Origin of the sequence: Streptococcus sp. FSL L8-0526 (assembly GCF_038007145.1) — a bacterium.
Taxonomy (GTDB): domain Bacteria; phylum Bacillota; class Bacilli; order Lactobacillales; family Streptococcaceae; genus Streptococcus; species Streptococcus thermophilus.
In genome coordinates this window covers 288,787-305,461 of record NZ_JBBOWP010000001.1, presented here as the reverse complement: position 1 = coordinate 305,461, position 16,675 = coordinate 288,787, and the positions used below count along the sequence as shown (strand labels likewise).

General features: G+C 36.7%; 16 protein-coding genes and 3 tRNA genes. 15 read left to right on the top strand and 4 right to left on the bottom strand.

What is annotated here, in order from left to right; translation table 11 throughout:
* Positions 1-18: 18 nt before the first annotated feature.
* Both NSQ85_RS01680 and NSQ85_RS01675 read right to left on the bottom strand, forming a co-directional pair.
* Positions 19-92 (bottom strand) — tRNA-Asn (locus NSQ85_RS01680).
* 22 nt (positions 93-114) lie between these two features.
* Positions 115-186 (bottom strand) — tRNA-Glu (locus tag NSQ85_RS01675).
* 187 nt (positions 187-373) lie between these two features.
* On the opposite strand from NSQ85_RS01675, the gene NSQ85_RS01670 reads away from it, so the two are divergent.
* Positions 374-447, top strand: a tRNA-Arg gene (locus tag NSQ85_RS01670).
* Positions 448-472: 25 nt separating this feature from the next.
* On the opposite strand, the gene NSQ85_RS01665 is transcribed toward NSQ85_RS01670, so the two are convergent.
* Together NSQ85_RS01665 and rlmH are read right to left on the bottom strand one after the other, a co-directional pair.
* Positions 473-1,156 carry a YoaK family protein gene (locus NSQ85_RS01665; RefSeq protein WP_340781003.1) on the bottom strand — a complete coding sequence of 228 codons (684 nt, stop codon included), beginning with the start codon at positions 1,154-1,156 and terminating at the stop codon, positions 473-475.
* Between the two features lie 15 nt (positions 1,157-1,171).
* Entirely contained in the window at positions 1,172-1,651 is a 480-nt protein-coding gene (gene rlmH, locus NSQ85_RS01660) for a 23S rRNA (pseudouridine(1915)-N(3))-methyltransferase RlmH (protein ID WP_179974550.1), read from the bottom strand.
* A gap of 204 nt (positions 1,652-1,855) precedes the next feature.
* On the opposite strand from rlmH, the gene NSQ85_RS01655 reads away from it, so the two are divergent.
* From NSQ85_RS01655 to hpt, 14 genes are all read left to right on the top strand, one after another.
* Positions 1,856-3,091: a S1C family serine protease gene (locus tag NSQ85_RS01655; RefSeq protein WP_179974101.1), complete on the top strand. Its 1,236-nt coding sequence runs from the start codon at positions 1,856-1,858 to the stop codon at positions 3,089-3,091.
* A 65-nt stretch (positions 3,092-3,156) separates the two neighbouring features.
* The gene (locus NSQ85_RS01650; RefSeq protein ID WP_084826210.1) at positions 3,157-3,924 is read left to right on the top strand and encodes a ParB/RepB/Spo0J family partition protein; all 768 of its coding nucleotides are present in this window, start codon (positions 3,157-3,159) and stop codon (positions 3,922-3,924) included.
* 238 nt (positions 3,925-4,162) lie between these two features.
* On the top strand, positions 4,163-5,527 hold the full coding sequence (dnaA, locus tag NSQ85_RS01645) for a chromosomal replication initiator protein DnaA (protein WP_179972454.1): 1,365 nt from the start codon (positions 4,163-4,165) through the stop codon (positions 5,525-5,527).
* 154 nt (positions 5,528-5,681) lie between these two features.
* Entirely contained in the window at positions 5,682-6,818 is a 1,137-nt protein-coding gene (gene dnaN / locus NSQ85_RS01640) for a DNA polymerase III subunit beta (RefSeq protein ID WP_179972455.1), read from the top strand.
* Positions 6,819-6,868: 50 nt separating this feature from the next.
* A complete protein-coding gene (locus NSQ85_RS01635; protein WP_002886272.1) occupies positions 6,869-7,060 on the top strand; it encodes a DUF951 domain-containing protein in 192 nt (63 codons plus the stop codon).
* 211 nt (positions 7,061-7,271) lie between these two features.
* Positions 7,272-8,387, top strand: coding sequence for a redox-regulated ATPase YchF (ychF, locus tag NSQ85_RS01630; protein ID WP_340780996.1), 1,116 nt, complete (start codon positions 7,272-7,274; stop codon positions 8,385-8,387).
* Positions 8,388-8,459: 72 nt separating this feature from the next.
* The gene (gene pth / locus NSQ85_RS01625; protein ID WP_179974103.1) at positions 8,460-9,029 is read left to right on the top strand and encodes an aminoacyl-tRNA hydrolase; all 570 of its coding nucleotides are present in this window, start codon (positions 8,460-8,462) and stop codon (positions 9,027-9,029) included.
* Complete coding sequence (mfd, locus tag NSQ85_RS01620) at positions 9,022-12,528, top strand: transcription-repair coupling factor (protein WP_340780995.1); 3,507 nt, start codon at positions 9,022-9,024, stop codon at positions 12,526-12,528. Before pth ends, mfd begins: the two co-directional genes overlap by 8 nt.
* A gap of 201 nt (positions 12,529-12,729) precedes the next feature.
* Positions 12,730-13,005, top strand: a complete 276-nt coding sequence (locus tag NSQ85_RS01615; protein ID WP_002948594.1) for an RNA-binding S4 domain-containing protein — start codon at positions 12,730-12,732, stop codon at positions 13,003-13,005.
* A complete protein-coding gene (locus NSQ85_RS01610) occupies positions 12,989-13,360 on the top strand; it encodes an FtsB family cell division protein (protein WP_179974105.1) in 372 nt (123 codons plus the stop codon). Before NSQ85_RS01615 ends, NSQ85_RS01610 begins: the two co-directional genes overlap by 17 nt.
* Positions 13,360-13,491 (top strand): SP_0009 family protein, encoded by a 132-nt coding sequence (locus NSQ85_RS01605; protein ID WP_022096586.1) that lies wholly within the window; start codon positions 13,360-13,362, stop codon positions 13,489-13,491. Before NSQ85_RS01610 ends, NSQ85_RS01605 begins: the two co-directional genes overlap by 1 nt.
* Entirely contained in the window at positions 13,488-14,780 is a 1,293-nt protein-coding gene (locus tag NSQ85_RS01600; protein ID WP_179974106.1) for a serine hydrolase, read from the top strand. The genes NSQ85_RS01605 and NSQ85_RS01600 overlap by 4 nt, the downstream gene beginning before the upstream one ends.
* Positions 14,780-16,045: a tRNA lysidine(34) synthetase TilS gene (gene tilS / locus NSQ85_RS01595; RefSeq protein ID WP_179974107.1), complete on the top strand. Its 1,266-nt coding sequence runs from the start codon at positions 14,780-14,782 to the stop codon at positions 16,043-16,045. The genes NSQ85_RS01600 and tilS overlap by 1 nt, the downstream gene beginning before the upstream one ends.
* A gap of 81 nt (positions 16,046-16,126) precedes the next feature.
* Positions 16,127-16,669 carry a hypoxanthine phosphoribosyltransferase gene (gene hpt, locus NSQ85_RS01590; RefSeq protein WP_340780991.1) on the top strand — a complete coding sequence of 181 codons (543 nt, stop codon included), beginning with the start codon at positions 16,127-16,129 and terminating at the stop codon, positions 16,667-16,669.
* Positions 16,670-16,675: the final 6 nt, after the last annotated feature.

Below are 16,675 nucleotides of genomic sequence, written 5' to 3'. Positions count from 1 at the left end.
ACTTGAGGTGTCTTATCACTCCGCCAGTAGGACTCGAACCTACGACATCATGATTAACAGTCATGCGCTACTACCAACTGAGCTATGGCGGAAAAAACTGCTAAGTAGCAAAAATAGTCCGTACGGGATTCGAACCCGTGTTACCGCCGTGAAAAGGCGGTGTCTTAACCCCTTGACCAACGGACCAAGTTTTTAGATTTTTATCTTGCTAACACTCTTATTATTATATCAGACTATTCGATTTTGTCTATACTTTTTTTCAAAAAATAAAATTAAATTTTACTGAATTTGTTCGAATTTTACTTTAGTTTTTATCTAGCTTTTACAAAGTATTGACATGTTGCTATATATTTTGTAAACTAATAGAGTTATTGGTCCCATAGCTCAGCTGGATAGAGCATTCGCCTTCTAAGCGAACGGTCGCAGGTTCGAATCCTGCTGGGATCAGATGAAAAAACGCAATCTAGAATCTCTAGTTGCGTTTTTCTTTTGCTTCGATAAATAGAAAATAATTTAAAATCAACAAAGGGAGCAAAGTTGTATATAGACTGTATTCATGTAAATATTGGGCAAACCAAGTTGATGCTGCGACTCCCACCATAAAGGTAAAGATAATAATAATAGTGTAAGAAGCTTGTTTTAGTGCTTTAGGATCACTCTCATCAATAGCTCTTGCAACTGTTAGGGAAGTATTAGTGATATTACCAGTCATCATGAAGGAGGCATAATTTACTCCTCTGACCCGCTTAAAAATACCTACTTGGAGAGAGGTAAAGAATGCCAAGCCTGCAATAGTAATAGTGGAATCAACATAAGGTGTGATAATTGCAAGAATAGTCATCAAGAGTAAGGCAAGCCTAATTGCTTGTAAATGCCATCCCCATTTATGGTTGATAAGCCACTTCTTAACAAAAAAAACAAAAAAATGACCTAAAATAAAGAAAAAAATAGGTATTGCATAGCTAAAAGCTCTTGCAATATGCCCTTCAACAAGGTGAATGACTAAATAGAGAAGATTCCCTGTCTGAATACTTGCGAATCGTCCGTCTTGAGTATTGTAAGTATAGGCATTAATAAAGCCCCCTATATAACTAACTAGAGTTGCTACTCGTAAACCTTCAAAAACACGATAGGAGCGTTTTTTCATTTTGAACATATCGATTTCCTTTTTCTACTTATGATATGGATTTCCTTGCTGAATCATGAATGCACGATAAATTTGTTCTACTAATACAAGGCGCATAAGCTGATGAGGAAAAGTCAAAAGACCAAAACTCATCAATTGATTAGCCCTTTTTTTCACTTTAGGGGATAGACCCAAACTCCCCCCTATAATAAAAGTAATATCTGAATAGCCTCTAAGGGTCGCTTGCTCTAACTCTTTGGCAAACTGTTCTGAGGGAAATTGCTTTCCCTCAATTGCTAAGGCAATGACGTAATCACGGTCACCAACCTTAGCCAAAATACGCTGTCCTTCTTTGTCTAGGATAGCTTTATTTTCAGCTTCGCTTGCATTATCAGGCGTCTTCTCATCCGTCAACTCTATAGACTCAAATTTTGTGAAGCGTCCTAGTCGTTTGATATACTCTGCAATGCCATCTTTCAAATATTTTTCTTTCAATTTTCCAACAGTAATCAATTTAACTTTCATAAATTCATTATAGCACATATCCACAGTCTTTTAACACCTTATCCACAGCTTTTCATATTTATTAACCCCTATTTATTCCATCTATAATAGCCTATCATCTACAATTTTTTCACTTATCCACAGACTGTTGATAACTGTTTTTTAAATCACTTTATGATATAATTAAGCTTACCTTGATATGTTTATCAAGAAGGAGGACTAAACATGAAAAAATTTAACTGGAAAAAAATAATAGAGCCAATTGCAATGCTAGTTATTGGCTTACTAGGTGGTTTACTTGGTGCCTTTATCCTACTAACAGCAGCCGGGGTATCTTTTACCAATACAACAGATACAGGAGTAAAGACGGCTAAGACCGTCTACACCAATATAACAGATACAACTAAGGCTGTTAAGAAAGTACAAAATGCCGTTGTTTCTGTCATCAATTATCAAGAAGGTTCATCTTCAGATTCTCTGAATGACCTATATGACCATATCTTTGGCGGAGAGGACAGTTCTGATTCTAGCCAAGAAAATTCAAAAGATTCAGATGGTCTGCAGGTCGCTAGTGAAGGTTCTGGAGTCATCTATAAAAAAGATGGCAAAGAAGCCTACATCGTAACCAATAACCACGTTGTCGATGGGGCTAAAAAACTTGAAATTATGCTTTCGGATGGTTCAAAAATTACTGGTGAACTTGTTGGTAAAGACACTTACTCTGACCTAGCAGTTGTCAAAGTATCTTCAGATAAAATAACAACTGTTGCAGAATTTGCAGACTCAAACTCCCTTACTGTGGGTGAAACAGCAATTGCTATCGGTAGCCCACTTGGTACCGAATACGCCAACTCAGTAACAGAAGGAATCGTTTCTAGCCTTAGCCGTACTATAACAATGCAAAACGATAATGGTGAAACTGTATCAACAAACGCTGTCCAAACAGATGCAGCCATTAACCCTGGTAACTCTGGTGGTCCCCTAGTCAATATTGAAGGACAAGTTATCGGTATTAACTCAAGTAAAATTTCATCAACGTCTGCAGTCGCTGGTAGTCCCGTTGAGGGTATAGGGTTTGCCATTCCATCAAACGATGTTGTTGAAATCATCAATCAATTAGAAAAAGATGGTAAAGTTACACGACCAGCACTAGGAATCTCAATAGCAGATCTTAATAGCCTTTCTAGTAGCGCAATTTCTAAATTAAATTTACCAGATGAAGTCAAATCCGGTGTTGTTGTCGGTAGTGTTCAGAAAGGTATGCCAGCTGACGGTAAACTTCAAGAATATGATGTTATCACTGAGATTGATGGTAAGAAAATCAGCTCAAAAACCGATATTCAAACCAATCTTTACAGACATAGTATCGGAGATACTATCAAGGTAACCTTCTATCGTGGTAAAGATAAGAAAACAGTAGATATTAAATTAACAAAATCTACAAAAGACATATCTGATTAATTATTGACAAATCTGTCAAAAGACCTTTACAATAATGTAAAGGTCTTTTTTGGGAAAGGAACACCATGTCAGAACAACTCAGAACTTTATCTATTAATGAAATTTACCCCAATCCTTTTCAACCTCGTCTAAAATTCTCCGATGAAGAGTTAGTAGAACTAAGTCAGTCAATATCAGAAAATGGTTTAATACAACCAATTATTGTACGAAAATCTGACATTATTGGTTATGAACTAATTGCTGGAGAAAGACGTTTACGAGCCTGTAAACGTTTAGGGATGACAGAAATTCCTGCAGTTGTAAAGGAAGTTACAGATCAAGAGAGTCGTAAACAAGCTATTATTGAAAATCTACAACGATCAAATCTCAATCCTATTGAAGAAGCAAAGGCCTATCGTAATTTAATTGATGAGTTAAATTATAGTCACGAGGAGCTCGCTAAAGCTATGGGGAAATCTAGACCATATATTAGTAACACTCTTAGACTACTACAACTTCCGCGAGAGATACAAACGAGTATTGAAAACGGAAGTCTGAGTCAGGGACATGCTAGAGCACTCTTAGCTATTGAGGATTCTCGAAAGCAGTTAACCATCTTTCAGCAGGTTGTGGCTGAAAGATGGTCTGTTCGTACTCTAGAAAAAAAACTTCAGGAACTTCCTAGAAAACAAAAATCTAAAAAAGATACCCATGTAAAAGATAAAGAAAAAGAACTTGAAAGATCACTAGGTCTCCCTATAACTCTACGTTATCACAAAAATCACTCAGGAACGATTCAAATACACTTTTCGACAGAAGAAGATTTTAACAGAATTATCAACAAGCTTATCTAAGCTGTTAATTGTAGAAAAAGATAAATCAGACTTATCCACATCTTAAAAATAGTGTCTACCCTTTATTTTAAAGGGTTTCTTTCTTATTAACAGACTGTGGATAACTTTTATTCACAGTGTGAATAACCTTTTTTATTGTTGTGGATAACCTCAAAACTTTTCTCTTTCTGACCTGTGGAAAACTTTTTTGTTTTATGATAGAATCAGAGGACAATAATAAAGATGGAGAATTGATAGAATGACCGAAAAAGAGCATTTTTTTTGGAATAAGCTCTTAGAGCTAGCCAAAGAGGAACTAACACAAGCCACTTTTGATTATTATGTCCTAGATACCAAGCTCATTAAAATTCAAGATAACGTTGCTACAATTCTGCTTGAAGAAGTCAAGAAACTATTCTGGGAAAAGAACATGCAATCTTTCATTTTGATGACTGGATTTGAAGTCTACAATAGTGAAATAAAAGTTAAATATGTCTTTGACGAGGCTCTCGTTAGCGAAACAAAATCAACTTTAGCAAACAATGACTTCAGCAATAAAAGGGAACAACAAACACCTGATCTTCCCACTTTGAACTCGGACTTAAATAGTAAGTATACCTTTGATAATTTTATTCAAGGAGATGAAAACCGCTGGTCTGTAGCAGCATCTCTAGCTGTAGCTGATTCACCAGGAGCGACTTATAACCCTTTATTCATTTATGGGGGACCTGGTCTAGGAAAAACTCACTTGCTCAATGCCATTGGTAATAAGGTCTTACATGATAATCCCCAAGCACGAATCAAATACATAACTGCCGAAAATTTTATTAATGAGTTTGTTTTACATATCCGTTTAGATAAAATGGATGAACTAAAGCTAAAATACCGCCATCTAGATGTGCTTTTAATTGATGATATACAATCGTTGGCTAAAAAGTCTACGCAAGCCACTCAAGAGGAATTTTTCAATACTTTCAATGTCCTTCACGATAATAATAAACAAATTGTCTTGACTAGCGACCGAAATCCAGATCAATTGAATGAGATGGAAGAGCGTCTTGTCACACGCTTCAAATGGGGCTTGACTGTAAATATTACACCGCCTGACTTTGAAACCCGAGTTGCTATTCTTACCAATAAGATTATGGACTATGATTACCATTTTCCACCTGAAACAATTGAGTATTTAGCTGGTCAATTTGACTCAAATGTCCGCGACTTAGAGGGAGCTTTGAAAGATATTAGCTTAGTTGCAAATATCCGCCAGTTAGATACGATCACAGTTGAAGTAGCTGCCGAAGCTATTCGTGCACGTAAAATAGATGGCCCTAAGTTAACTCTCATTCCGATTGAAGACATCCAAAGTGAGGTTGGGAAATTTTATAATGTCACGGTTAAAGAGATTAAGGCGACTAAACGAACACAAAATATTGTCTTAGCGCGTCAGGTTGCCATGTATCTTGCGCGTGAAATGACTGATAATTCCCTTCCAAAAATTGGAAAAGAATTTGGAGGAAGAGATCACTCAACTGTTCTACATGCTTACAATAAAATCAAAAATATGCTTGCTCAAGATGACAGTTTACGCATTGAAATTGATACCATTAAAAACAAGATAAAATAACACTTGTGGATAACTACTAAAAATTATACACAGTTTTCCACAAGATGTGCACAAGTTTAAGATCTTGATAAAACTGTGATTTAGATATTTATGCACAATATCCACAAGACCTACTACTACTACTAACATAATACTAATAAAATAAAGGAGCAACATGATTCAATTTGCTATTAATAAAGCTTATTTCTTACAAGCCCTTCATACAACTCGACGTGCTATTTCTTCAAAAAATGCTATTCCCATTCTATCAACTATAAAAATCGAAGTTACTAGTGATGGTATCTATTTAACTGGCTCAAATGGACAAATCTCGATAGAGAATAGGATCTCTGCTTCAGAAGAAAATGCAGGTTTATTAATTACACAACCAGGTAGTATCCTTTTAGAAGCGAACTTTTTCATCAATGTTGTTTCAAGCTTACCTGATGTTACTCTTACATTTGAAGAAATAGAACAATACCAAGTATTACTAAAGAGTGCTAAATCAGAGATTACTCTAAAAGGAAAGGATGCTGAGCAATATCCTCGTATTCAAGAAGTTGATAGCCTGACACCACTAATTATGGACACTAAAGTGTTAAAATCTATCATTGCTGAAACGTCATTTGCAGCAAGCACGCAAGAAAGTCGTCCAATTTTAACTGGAGTTCACTTTGTTCTTTCAAATCACAAAGATCTTAAAGCTGTTGCCACTGATTCTCACCGTATGAGTCAACGTCAACTTGTTTTGGAACATTCTGCAGATAACTTTGATGTAGTAATCCCAAGCCGATCACTTAAAGAGTTATCAGCAGTCTTTAGTGATGGTATTGAAAATTTGGAAATTTTCTTCTCTGCAAATCAAATTCTATTCCGTAGTGAGACAATCTCTTTTTACACACGTTTACTAGAAGGAATTTATCCAGATACTAATCGGCTCTTGTCAGATTCATTTGAAACAGAGGTTGTGTTTGAAACATCTACCCTTCGTTCTGCTATGGAACGTTCCTATTTGATTTCAAATGCAAGTCAAAGTGGCACGGTGAAACTCGAAATCATCAATGGTAATGTTAGTGCTCATGTTAATTCACCTGAAGTCGGAAAGGTGAATGAAGATATTGATGTGCTAGACGTTTCAGGAAGTGATTTGGTTATTAGTTTTAATCCCACTTACTTGATAGACGCTTTGAAAGCACTAAAAAGTGAGTCAGTTCGTGTTCGTTTCATTTCTCCAGTACGCCCATTCACTTTGACGCCAGCAGATGACAGTGAAAACTTTATTCAATTAATTACACCTGTAAGAACAAACTAAAATCGAAAAGTTATCCACTGTGGATAACTTTTTTACTAAGGAGGAAGTGTATGTACCAAATTGGAAGTTTAGTTGAAATGAAGAAACCCCATGCTTGTACTATCAAAGCAACAGGAAAAAAAGCTAACGAGTGGGAAGTGACTCGTCTTGGAGCTGACATAAAAATTCGTTGTACAAATTGTGATCATGTGGTCATGATGAGTCGTCATGATTTTGAAAAGAAGCTTAAAAAGGTTTTATAACAGCTATTACGGACGTCACTTACCTACTAGATTCTTATATTAAAAGCTATAGCACTCTGGCAAAATAAAAAGTATCCAAGGTCCCCTAATCGTCTTCCTTATAGCATTTTTCCTTACTTCTCTTTTTCTGATTCTCAAAGGGAAGTTGCCTATTTTTAACAATTTTTATGTTATAATTAACTAAATTACTTTTTAATGGAGAAATAAATAAATGGCTTTAACAGCAGGTATCGTTGGTTTGCCGAACGTTGGTAAATCAACTCTTTTCAATGCAATTACAAAAGCAGGTGCGGAAGCTGCTAACTATCCTTTCGCAACAATAGATCCAAATGTTGGTATGGTCGAAGTACCAGATGAGCGTTTGACAAAATTGACTGAACTTATCACCCCTAAAAAGACAGTGCCAACTACATTTGAGTTCACAGATATTGCGGGTATCGTAAAAGGGGCATCAAAGGGTGAAGGACTTGGAAATAAGTTCTTGGCAAATATTCGTGAAGTGGATGCGATTATCCATGTCGTTCGTGCCTTTGATGATGAAAATGTTATGCGTGAACAAGGGCGCGAGGATGACTTTGTGGATCCTATGGCTGATATTGATACAATCAACCTAGAATTGATTTTGGCTGACCTTGAGTCAATTAACAAACGTTATTCGCGTGTCGAAAAGATCGCTCGTACTCAAAAAGATAAAGATTCTGTGGCAGAGTTTAATATTCTTCAAAAGATTAAACCCGTTCTAGAAGATGGTAAGTCTGCCCGTACAATTGATTTTACTGAGGAAGAACAAAAAATTGTTAAGGGACTCTTCCTCTTGACAACAAAACCAGTGCTTTATGTGGCTAACGTTGATGAAGACCAGGTCGCAAATCCTGATGATATTGATTATGTGAAGCAAATTCGTGAGTTTGCAGCGACTGAAAATGCAGAAGTAGTTGTTATTTCGGCTCGTGTTGAGGAAGAAATTTCTGAGTTGGATGATGAAGATAAGGAGATGTTCTTGGAAGACCTTGGTTTGACAGAGTCAGGAGTCGATAAACTAACACGCGCAGCATATCATTTGCTTGGTCTTGGAACTTATTTCACTGCCGGTGAAAAAGAGGTCCGCGCTTGGACCTTTAAACGAGGGATCAAGGCTCCACAAGCAGCTGGAATTATCCACTCTGACTTCGAGAAAGGTTTTATCCGCGCTGTAACAATGTCGTATGACGATTTGATTAAATATGGATCTGAGAAAGCTGTTAAAGAAGCTGGACGCCTTCGTGAAGAAGGAAAAGAGTATGTTGTCCAAGATGGTGACATCATGGAATTTCGTTTCAACGTTTAGAAAATAAAAAATAGTGCACGAGGCTGAAAAGTATTTTTCAGTCCTTTTGCTGTTTATCAATGAGGAGAAATAATGACAAAATTAGTAGTTGGATTGGGAAACCCTGGTTCAAAATACCATGAAACACGACACAATGTTGGTTTTATGGCTATAGACCTAATGGCTAAAGAATTAGGATTAACCTTTTCTGAGGAAAAGACTTTTAAGGCTGAAGTAGCTTCAACCTTTTTAAATGGTGAGAAAGTTTATTTTGTTAAACCAACAACTTTTATGAATCTATCTGGTCTAGCTGTGAGAGCACTGCTCGCTTATTACAATATTCCCATGGAGGATTTTATCGTCATTTACGATGATTTAGATATGGAAGTTGGTAAATTGCGCTTTCGTCAAAAGGGATCAGCAGGTGGTCATAATGGTATTAAATCTATCATTGCTGAAACTGGAACTCAAGAATTTGATCGTATAAAAATTGGCATTGGTCGGCCACAGAAAGGAATGACGGTTGTTAACCATGTTCTTGGAAAATTTAGTGAAGACGATTATGCCATGATTTTACCTACTTTAGACAAGGTAGAGACAGCCCTCCATCACTACTTAAAAACAAATGATTTTGAAGACACCATGAGGCGGTATAATGGCTAATACGATCTTAGAGCTTTTTGAGAAGAATCATCAATTGCTTGAGTGGCGTGATAAGGTAAGCTTATTGAGTAGGCAATTGGTCATGGGATTTTCTGGTTCGAGCAAGTCAGTTGCCATGGCATCTGCCCTTTCTAATCAGGTTCCTAAGATTTTTATAGTTACCTCAACACAAAATGAAGCTGAGCAATTAGTAGGAGATTTGTCAGCTATCTTAGGAGAGGATAAGGTTTATTCTTTTTTTGCGGATGATGTATCAGCTGCTGAATTTATCTTTGCTTCACCAGAAAAAACTCATTCTCGTCTTGAAAGTCTTAACTTTTTAATGGATGAAGAGGCAAGTGGGGTCTTGGTTACAAGTTTAGTTGGTACGAAGTTACATTTGCCTAATCCTAAGGTTTATAAGGACTCTCGCATCGACTTAGTACTAGGAAAGGAACATGATTTAGATGCTCTCAGTAGGCATCTAACGCATATTGGGTATCAAAGAGTAGAGCAAGTTCTTTCACCTGGTGAGTTTAGTCGTAGGGGGGATATTTTAGATATTTACGAATTGACTGCAGAGCTTCCCTACCGATTAGAGTTTTTTGGAGATGAGATTGATGGCATTCGTCAGTTTGATAGCGATAGTCAGAAATCTTTAAACAATTTAGATCATGTTGTCATATCACCGGCGGATGATATTATCTTAACAAGAGAAGATTACCAACGTGCTGAGAAGGCCCTAGAAAGTGCGATCTCGAAGGCAGAAGGTCTTCATAAGGCTTACCTTGAGGAAGTTCTATCAGTGACGATTGATGGTCATCGCCATAAAGATTTACGTAAGTTTTTGTCTCTCTTTTATGACAAAGCTTATACCTTATTTGACTATCTTCCAAAAGGGACTCCTGTATTCATTGATGATTTTCAAAAGATAGTGGACCGCCATGGACGTCTTGAATTGGAAGTGGCTAATCTTTTAACTGAGGATCTTCATCAAGGTAAGTCTCTGAGTCATCTAAACTACTTCGTGGATTCTTTTAAGACTTTACGTAACTATCAGCCAGCTAGCTTCTTTTCTAATTTCCATAACGGATTAGGAAATCTTAAATTTGATAAGTTGTATCAATTCACACAATACCCTATGCAGGAGTTTTTCAACCAATTTCCATTACTGATTGACGAAATTCGTCGTTATACTAAGAATAAGGCAACGGTTATTTTACAAGTAGGGTCTGATAAGCAACTTAAATCTTTGAAGGAAACCTTGGAAGAGTACAATCTAGATTTACCTCTTAGTAGCTTTGGAAATTTGATACCTCATAAGGCTCAACTAGTCCTAGGAAACTTATCGAATGGCTTTTACTTTGCAGATGAAAAGGTTGTTCTGGTTACTGAACGTGAGATTTTTCATAAAAAAGTAAAACGTCGTACGCGTGCTAACCATATTTCTAATGCTGAGCGTCTTAAAGACTATAATGAACTTGAAAAAGGTGATTATGTTGTACACCAGACTCATGGTATAGGACAATTTAAAGGTATTGAGACTATTGAAATTAAAGGGGTACACCGTGACTACTTGACCATTCAATATCAGGATGCTGCAACAATTTCTCTACCTATTGAGCAGATTGAGAGTCTCTCTAAGTATGTGTCAGTGGACGGGAAAGAGCCTAAAATTAATAAACTCAATGATGGGCGTTTCCAAAAGACTAAACAAAAAGTAAGCAAGCAGGTAGAGGATATTGCTGATAATCTCTTAAAACTCTATGCCGAGCGAAGTCAATTGAAAGGATTTGCTTTTTCACCGGATGATGATAATCAAAGGGATTTTGAAGATGAGTTCTCCTATGCTGAGACAGTGGATCAACTGCGTTCCATTAAGGAAATTAAGGCGGACATGGAGTCAGACAAACCTATGGATCGCCTCTTGGTTGGTGATGTTGGTTTTGGTAAGACAGAGGTAGCCATGCGTGCTGCCTTCAAGGCGGTCAATGATGGGAAGCAAGTTGCTATCCTAGTTCCTACCACAGTTCTTGCCCATCAGCATTATATGAATTTTAAAGAGCGTTTTGAAAATCATGCTGTTGAGGTAGATGAACTCAGTCGTTTTAGAAGTAAAAAAGAGCAAGATGAGACTATTAAAAATCTAGCTAAAGGATGTATTGATATTATTATTGGTACCCACCGCTTGTTGTCTAAAGATGTTAAGTTTTCTGATTTAGGCTTGCTAGTAATTGATGAAGAACAACGTTTTGGCGTGAAGCATAAAGAGAAACTTAAGGAGTTGAAAGCTAAAGTTGATGTCCTTACTCTAACTGCGACCCCTATTCCTCGTACACTTCATATGTCTATGTTGGGTATTCGTGATTTGTCGATTATTGAGACAGCACCTACCAACCGTTATCCAGTTCAAACTTATGTTATGGAAACCAATCCTGGTCTTATTCGAGAAGCGATATTAAGGGAGATGGACAGAGGTGGCCAGATTTTTTATATTTATAATCGTGTTGAAACCATTGATCAAAAAGTTTCTGAACTGCATGAGCTAGTCCCTGAAGCACGTATCGGATTTGTTCATGGTCAGATGAGTGAAGTTACGTTGGAGAATACTCTGTTGGATTTTTTGAATGGTGATTACGATATTTTGGTAGCAACGACCATTATCGAGACAGGCATTGATATCCCCAATGTTAATACACTTTTCATTGAGAATGCAGACCATATGGGCTTGTCTACCCTTTATCAGCTAAGAGGTCGTGTGGGACGTAGTAATCGAATTGCCTATGCCTACCTTATGTATCGTCCTGACAAAGTGTTGACGGAAGTCTCAGAGAAGCGTTTGGATGCTATTAAGGGATTTACAGAACTGGGATCAGGTTTCAAAATTGCTATGCGTGATTTATCGATTCGCGGTGCAGGGAATATTCTTGGTGCTTCTCAAAGTGGTTTCATCGACTCAGTCGGATTTGAAATGTACTCGCAACTTTTGGAAGAGGCTATCAATAAGCGTCAAGGTAAGACTCAGGTTCGTCGAAAAGGAAATGCAGAGTTCAATCTTCAGATTGATGCTTACCTTCCTTCTGACTATATTTCTGACGAGCGCCAAAAAATTGAAATTTATAAGCGTATTCGTGAAATTGATAATCAGAAAGACTATCAGGACCTTCAAGATGAGTTGATTGACCGCTTTGGAGAATATCCAGATCAAGTTGCCTATCTCATTGAGATTGGTCTGGTTAAGGCCTATTTAGATGCTGCCTTTGCAGAATTAGTCGATCGTAAGAACGATACTATCGTCGTTCGTTTCGAAAAAGTCTCTCTAAAATTCTTCTTGACACAAGACTATTTTGAAGCCATCTCTAAGACGAATTTAAAGGCAAGAATTAGTGATAACCAAGGAAAAGTAGAAATTATTTTTGATGTTCGTAATAAGAAAGACTATGAAATCCTTGAAGAATTAAAGATTTTTGGTCAGACATTTATGGAAATTAAAAAACGTAAAGAAAAAAAAGAAACTTAAGGAAAGTTTAAGCAAATCTCTATATACTATAAAACATCCTAAAACAAAACATCCTAAAACTTTTCTTTTTCATAAATCTCCTGAGAGGGTCGACTAGTATCGATCCTCTTATTTTTGTGTTTGAAAAGGCTTTAGTCACCTATTTTCTAAAAAAAAATGATATCATAGAATTGGTATCCTAACGGAAAGGAAACAGTAACATTGAGATTAGACAAATATTTAAAAGTATCACGAATTATCAAACGCCGTCCAGTGGCTAAAGAAGTAGCTGATAAAGGGCGTATTAAAGTAAATGGTGTACTCGCTAAGTCATCTACAGATTTGAAAATCGGTGATCAAGTGGAAGTTCGTTTTGGAAATAAACTTTTGACTGTTCGTGTTCTAGAAATGAAAGACAGTACGAAAAAAGAAGATGCAGCAAAAATGTATGAAATTATAAGTGAAACAAGGATTGAAGTGGATGAGCAAGAAGCCTAATATTGTACAACTTACTAACGATTACATTGATAATGCCAATCAAGAGCAACGTTTAGAGCGTGCCGAACACGAACAAAGGAATCGCTTTATGGGGTGGATTCTCTTTGTGATTGTTTTACTATTTATCTTGCCAACTTATAATCTAGTTGAAACGTATATGAATATTAAACAGCAAGAGAAGGAAGTCTTGTCATTACAGAAGGACTATGATAAATTGTCAGATCAGACAAAGGAACGAAAGGATTTGGCTAAGAAACTTAAGGATGATGCTTTCGCTGAGAAATATGCGCGTGCTAAATATTACTATTCACGTGAAGGAGAGTCTATCTATCCTATACCAAGCTTATTACCCTAATGAAAGATTTACTTAAAACTGTAGAAATTTTTTTAACCTATTCAGAAGCCAAGTTAGAGGAACTATCAGAAAAAAATCAGCAACTTAAAACGGATGTACCGAGGAAAGAGGGGGTGAAGAAACAAGCATGAAAAAGCTATTAATAGCTGCAACTGCTGTGCTTGTATCTTCTAGCCCCATATTCCTACTTCCTATGGAGAAAGAGCTAACTCTGACTCCAAACCAGGTCCAAAAGTTGTCTCAAAATACTATAGCTAGCTTGAGTCAATTTAAACAGATTCCCAAAAATCCAAGAACGATAACAAATATCCTAACTTATAAGAACAAGGAATTAACAGAATTTAAAACCAGTATCAAAGCAGATACCAAACTATCGATTTCTGCTATTTTTTGGAATGCTAAAGGTGAACCTGTTTTCCAACTTCAAGATGGTGATTTTGTAGCCGCTAGTCAGAGATTGATTATTGATGATAGTGTCTATAATCAAAAACCAGTAGACATGACCTTCTGGACTAAAGATGGTTTAACAGTTTACAAAGCCCCCTACGTTTTAGGAACTGAAAAAGCCGACTCTAAACTTGCTAGTTTCAAACCGATAAAGGTTAGCCGAGCTGCCCAGACGCATGCTGGAACTTATTATTTAGCAGATGGAGAGGGTTGGATTAATGCTTCCGACTTGTCAACTACAGATAATCGCATCGAGGATGTCCAGAGGGTCCTTAATGAGAAGTATAATAATCAAGAGCACATCTCAGTTTATGTCAAGCAGCTTGATACAGACCGCGTAGCAGCTATCAATGATGAAAAAAGCATGTATGCTGCTAGCGTATCCAAGTTAGGTGTACTCTATTATGCACAGGAACGTCTGTCTCAAAAGAAATTGTCATTATCCAATGAGTATCAATATACCTCTGCTGTGAATGGTTTTCCAGGTGCTTATGATCCAGATGGCTCAGGAAAGATTAGTAAGATGACTGATGATAAGAATTATAGCTTGGAAAACTTGTTAAAGGCTGTAGCCCAAAATTCAGATAATGTAGCGACAAATATCTTAGGTTATTATGTAGCTCATCAGTATGATAATTCTTTCCAAAAATCAGTAGATAAGGCGTCAGCAACCTCATGGAATATGGATAAAAAAGAGTTGACTGCTAGAGCAGCAGGTACTTTGATGGAGGCTGTTTATAGGCAAAATGGGGATATTATTAATTATCTTTCAAGTACAGACTATGATGGCGAACGTATTTCAAAAAATATTGATGTCCCTGTTGCACATAAAATAGGGGATGCCTACGATTTTAAACATGATGTCGCTATTGTCTATACAGATTCTCCCTTTATTCTATCGATTTTTACAGATAAAGAAGACTATGACAAAATCACCTCAATTGCAGATGATGTTTATGGAATTTTAAAATAATGACAGAAAAATTGTTGCAAATGATGCAAGCAAAAGGTTATTTTAACCAGCACAAGAAAATTTTAGTAGCAGTATCAGGTGGAGCAGACTCGATGAGTTTGCTGCACTTTTTGTATAACCATCAAAAAGATTTAGATATTCAGCTGGGCATTGCTCACGTTAACCATAAGCAACGGCAAGAGTCGGAGTACGAAGAAAATTATTTACGTCATTGGGCAAAGGAACATAAGGTACCTTTTCACTACAGCGCATTCTCAGGAAAGTTTTCAGAAAATGCCGCCCGTACTTTTCGCTATGATTTTTTTAAGCGAATTATGAAAGAAGCTGACTACTCTGCTCTTGTTACAGCCCATCATGCTGATGATCAGGCTGAGACAATTTTTATGAGATTGTTGAGAGGAAGTCGTTTAAGACATCTGAGTGGGATTTGTGATGTAAGATCATTTGGCACTGGTCAGATTATTCGTCCCTTTTTGCATATTCCGAAAGATCAACTTCCCGTAACCTTTCATTTTGAAGATAGGAGTAATTCTTCTTTAGCCTATCTCCGAAATCGCATTAGACTGACCTACCTCCCTACTCTATCTCAGGAAAATCCTAAATTTAAGGAGCATCTTTGTCTTCTAGCAGATGAGATTGCCCTTATGGAAAAAGCATTAGAGGAGTTAACGAAGGATATTACTATAACCGATTTGTCTGTTTTTCAACAACAGACAGATGCTGTCCAACACCTTCTTATTCAGAATTATTTAGGATCCTTTCCTGATTTACAGCTTTCAAAAGGTCAGTTCAATCAATTGATGAGTTTCCTAAGAAAAAAAACTTCAGGAAAGATGCCACTAAAAAATGGTTACGTGTTAGTCAAAACACAGACGGATTTCTTAATAACCAAAGAAGATCCCATCAGCCTATCTTCTCCAATCCTCCTAGAATTTGGAAAATCTATTGTGTTTGAGGAATACCTATTGACTTTTTCTGAACCACATGTCGTTTCTAATGTGGATACTATTAATATTTGGTCTGATGCGCCGATAGTGATTCGTCATAGACATGAAGGTGATAGGATTGACTTGGGTACTCACCACAAAAAAATAAGACGATTGTTCATAGACAATAAAATTTCAGAGAAAGATCGTCAAAAAGCCATTATAGGGGAACAAGATGGTCAGATTATTTTTCTCTATGTTGCGGGGCGTCTCTATTTGAAAAAAAGACCCAAAAATGCTATACTTTATGGCACTGTTGTCATTTATAAGAAATTCTAATCAAATACCATGTTAAAATAACGATGATTGAAGTAAAAGTGGTATAATAAGACAATATCGACTTCGAGAAAGGGAAACCAAATGTTAGAAAAAGACATTAAAAAAATCCTCTTTTCCCAAGAGGATATCGTAACTAAAACTAAAGAACTAGGTCAACAACTGACAAAGGATTATGCAGGAAAAAATCCCCTTTTAGTATGTGTGTTGAAAGGTGCTATTCCATTTATGTCAGAACTCATCAAACATATTGATACACATATTGAGATGGACTTTATGGTTGTTTCAAGCTATGGTGGCGGGACTGTCAGCAGTGGTGAAGTAAAGATTCTTAAGGATGTAGATACTAATGTCGAAGGGAGAGACGTTATCTTTATTGAAGATATCATCGATACGGGTCGTACGCTCCTTTATCTTCGAGACATGTTCAAATACCGCAAAGCAAGCTCAGTAAAAATTGCAACTCTTTTTGATAAGCCGGAGGGTCGCGTCGTTGATATTGAGGCTGATTATGTATGTTATGATGTCCCTAACGAATTTATTGTTGGTTTCGGACTAGATTATGATGAAAAATACCGTAACCTTCCTTCCGTTGGTGTCCTAAAAGAAGAAATTTATAATAAGTAAAGGGCT